The 3,699-nt window shown below is 67.5% G+C and carries 3 protein-coding genes; 2 read left to right on the top strand and 1 reads right to left on the bottom strand.

Features of this window, described 5'->3' with window-relative positions; genetic code table 11:
- The coding region (locus ACV4UX_RS17845; RefSeq protein WP_491594628.1) for a serine/threonine-protein kinase at positions 1–1,064 on the bottom strand (1,064 nt) is incomplete at its 3' end.
- 166 nt (positions 1,065–1,230) lie between these two features.
- Between ACV4UX_RS17845 and ACV4UX_RS17840 the strand changes: the two genes are divergently transcribed.
- Positions 1,231–2,763 carry an AAA family ATPase gene (locus ACV4UX_RS17840; protein WP_491594627.1) on the top strand — a complete coding sequence of 511 codons (1,533 nt, stop codon included), beginning with the start codon at positions 1,231–1,233 and terminating at the stop codon, positions 2,761–2,763.
- A gap of 174 nt (positions 2,764–2,937) precedes the next feature.
- Positions 2,938–3,699: HDOD domain-containing protein (locus tag ACV4UX_RS17835; RefSeq protein ID WP_491594626.1), on the top strand; the 762-nt coding region annotated here is incomplete at its 3' end.

Raw genomic sequence — 3,699 nt, 5'->3', positions numbered from 1 at the left:
CCAGTCTCCGGAGTGGACACCGGCCCGGGTTCCGGCCCGGGTTCCGGCCCGGGTTCCGGCCCGGGTTCCGGCCCGGGTTCCGGCGTGGACTCTGGCGTGGACACCGGCCCGTCGGCCGGGGCGGGAAGCGGGGGCGGCGGAGCGTCCCCCGTCCGCGTGGGCTCGTCGCCGCCGCGCGCGGCGCGGACAGAAGGCCGGGGGCCGCCCACGGCCGGAGCCTCCCAGGCGGGAGCCTCCCCGGCCGGGGGCAGCCCGGCTGCCGCGCGGCGCACCTCGGCCAGGAAATCCCGGGCCGTGGCGAAGCGCTCCGCAGGGTCCTTGGCCAGGGCCTTGAGGGTCATGGCCGCGCAGGCCCGGGCGGCCTCGCCGCCGGGCAACTCCAGGGGCGGGGGCTGGCGCTCGATGTGCCCCAGCATCACCTCAAGGTCGGTGTTGCCTGTGAAGGGGGTCTGTCCTGCGAGCATCTCGTAGAGGGTGACGCCCATGCCGTAGATGTCCACGGCGAAGCTCACCTCGCCGGTCTTCAGGAGCTCCGGGGCCATGTACTGGAGGGTTCCCACGCCCGCTCCGAAGCGCGTGAGGCCCGAATCGTCCGCCACGAGCCGGGCGATGCCGAAATCCGTGACCTTCACCGGCCCGGATTCCGGGACGATGATGTTGCTGGGCTTGATGTCGCGGTGCACCACGCCGTTGTCGTGCATGAAGGCCAGTCCCGCGAGCACGCCCTCGGCGATGCGCAGGGCCTCGGCAACGGGGAGGCGTCCCTTGTCCTGGAGGAGTTCCTTCAAGGTGCTCCCGGGGACGTACTCCATGATCAGGTAGACCTCGCCCTCCCATTCCAGGAGGTCGAAGATGTTCACGACGTTGGGGTGCGAGAGCTTGGCCTGGAGCCGCGCCTCCTTGAGGAAGCGCGCCAGCATGTCCTGGTTTTTCGAGAGGTGGGCGGCCAGGCGCTTGATGGCCACGGGCCGTTCGAGGGTGCGGTGGAAGCCCTTGTAGACAACCCCCATGCCGCCTTCGCCGATCTTCTCGGACACGTCGTATTGCTGGATGGCTTCGGGCACGCTCCCTCCGGATCGGCTTGGGATTCCTGCCTTCCGCTCCTAGCGGTTTCCGCAGCGCCCTGTCCAGCCGGAACTTTCCGGCGCGCCGGGTCCGCATCTGCTCGGCGGGAGCCTGCCGCGCCGCGCCTGTCTGGACATCGCCGCGCATCTTTGAAATACCGCAACCATGCGTGAATTGAACCTCGATATCCTTGATCTCGACTCCATGCGCCTGGAATCGCTCCCGCTCGACGCCCGGGAACTGGACCGCATCCAGGCCGACGCGGGCAACGAGCCCGCTTCCCCTCCGCTCGCCCTGTGGCTTGAGGAGAAGCTTGCCGTCCGGGGTTACCGCCCCGAAGGCGGGGCGCAGTTGATCGAAGCGGCCAGGCTCCTGCTTGCGGGCAACGCGAAAACCGTCCAGATCCGGGCCCGGCGTCGCGGCGAAAGCCCACCCTCCCCGGTCCGGGAGACCGGCCCGCGCCCCGTGCGCTTCGTCCCCAGCGGCGACCCGGCCCGCGAGACCCGGCGGCTCGCGCGGGAACTCGCCGCCCAGGGGCATGTGCCCGTCTTCTGGACACTGCGCGACGGCCTCCGGTTCGACCCGGACCCGGGGCAGCCCGACGCCGAAGAGGCCGTGCTCACCGACCTCGCGGAACTGCTGTCCTTCATCCTGCGCGCCCCAAACCGCAGGCTCGCCTATATCCTGCAGGACTATCAGGCGGCTCTCGATGCCCAGGACGACCCGGGCCGCAGGAGGATCGAACGCCTGCTCGGAGAACTCGAGGCCGCACTGGCCTCCCGCGAAGAGAAGGTGGTGGCTCTTACCGCCCCGCCCCACCAGCCCGCGCCGCCCGCACCAAAGGCTCCCCAACCCGCCCTGGCGGCTTCTCCCGCCGACTCCTCGGGAGAACGATCGCTCCTCGATCGCTACGCTACGAACCTGACCGACCCGCGCCGCCTGGCCCAGGCCAAGCCCGTGATCGCCATGGACGCCTCCATCCGCAGGGCGGCCCAGATCCTCAGCCAGTTGGAGACCAACAACCCGCTCCTGGTGGGGCATCCCGGCGTGGGAAAGACCGCCGTGGCCGAGGGGCTCGCCCGGCTCATGGCCCGGGACGACTGCCCCCCGAGACTCAAAGGGCGCAGCCTGCACAGCCTCTCGCTGGCGAGCCTCATCGCGGGAACCCGCTACCGGGGCGACCTGGAGGACAGGGTGGACGCCCTGCTCCAGGAAGTGACCGCCAACAAGGACCGCGTCATCGTCTTCATCGACGAAATCCATACCCTGATGAACGCCGGCGCTTCCGAAGGCGGGCTCGGCCTTTCCGAGACCTTGAAACCGGCACTCGCCAGGGGCGACTTCCCCTGCGTGGGCGCAACCACGCGCGAAGGCGCGGCCCTCCTGGCGGAGGACCCCGCCCTGGCTCGGCGTTTCAAGGTGGTCGCCATCAACGAACCGGACCGCGACACGGCCCTGGCCATCGTCACGGGCGTCGCATCCTGTTACGAACGCCACCACGGCCTGTCCATCGCGCCCGATGCGCTGGCCGCATCCGTGGACCTGAGCATCTCCGGCCTCCCCGACGAATTCCTCCCTGGAAAGGCGCTTTCACTCCTCGACGGAGCGGCGGCTTACTGCGCCATGTGCGGTTCCCGGCGCGTCACGGGGGAGGACATCGCAGACGAGCTGAAAAGGATTATCAGTTTCAATGATTGACCTGCATTCGCTTTCCGCCACTCCATACAGATTCTCCCCGCGCATCAAGTACGAACTGCAGGTGAATAAAAGCACATATCAATTGACAATAATTCCAATCAATCTATAGGGTGCTTCTGTCGTTCGCATTCCCGGCGGTTGTTTGGCCGGCCCCCCCGACGGAAGGCGTACCCCATGCAGGACCTCTCAGCGCACCAGGAACAGCAGGAAGCGATCTGGGTCACCACCCCGGTTTTTTCTTCATCCCGCAAGGTCTGCGGCAGGAAACTGCACATGCTCGTGCCCAAGTCCGCGTGCTCTCCGGTCGAAGCCGCATGCCAGGGCCTTTCCGAGGCGGCTGCGCAGCCCTCCAGGGGCAATTGCGGCGTGGCGGACTGCCAGTTGACCCTCGTGGACATCCCTTTCCAACACCTGGACGAGAAGCTGCTGGACACGCTGCCCCCTGCGGACACGGTATTCAGCCTGAGGCCGGACGACGCCGCCTCCACCGAAACACTGGCCCGCGCCAGGGCGGCCAAGGCGCGCGGCTTCCGCTTCATGCTCACGCGGTGCAGGCGCGAGACCAAAGTCGGCGCGTTCATCCCCCTTTGCGAATTCCTGGCCATCGACTTCGACAGCGACCACGGCATCAACCTCGACATCGTCAAGGCGCTCAAGCGCTACCGACTCACCGTGGCCGCCAGCAACCTCGCGACCTGGGAGGAATTCGACCTTGCCGTTCGCAGCGGGTTCGACCTCTTCGGAGGGTCGTTCTTCAACAAGGTGGAACTGGGAAGCAACAAGGTGAAAAGCCTGCCGCAGGTCAAGCTCAACCTCATGCGGCAGCTTTCCAAGCGCATTGACGAGATCGACATCAACGAAGTGACGCAGACCGTGTCGCTCGATGCGCACCTGAGCATCCAGTTGTTGCGCATGGTGAACTCCGCAGCTTTTTCC

It is taken from the genome of Fundidesulfovibrio sp., assembly GCF_058402725.1.
Note: the sequence above shows the minus strand (reverse complement) of the source record. Positions and strands in the feature narration are given on the sequence as shown.

Coding starts and splice junctions, on each gene's coding strand:
- ACV4UX_RS17840 (WP_491594627.1), top strand. CDS start 1,231: ATGCGTGAATTGAACCTCGATATCCTTGATCTCGACTCCATGCGCCTG.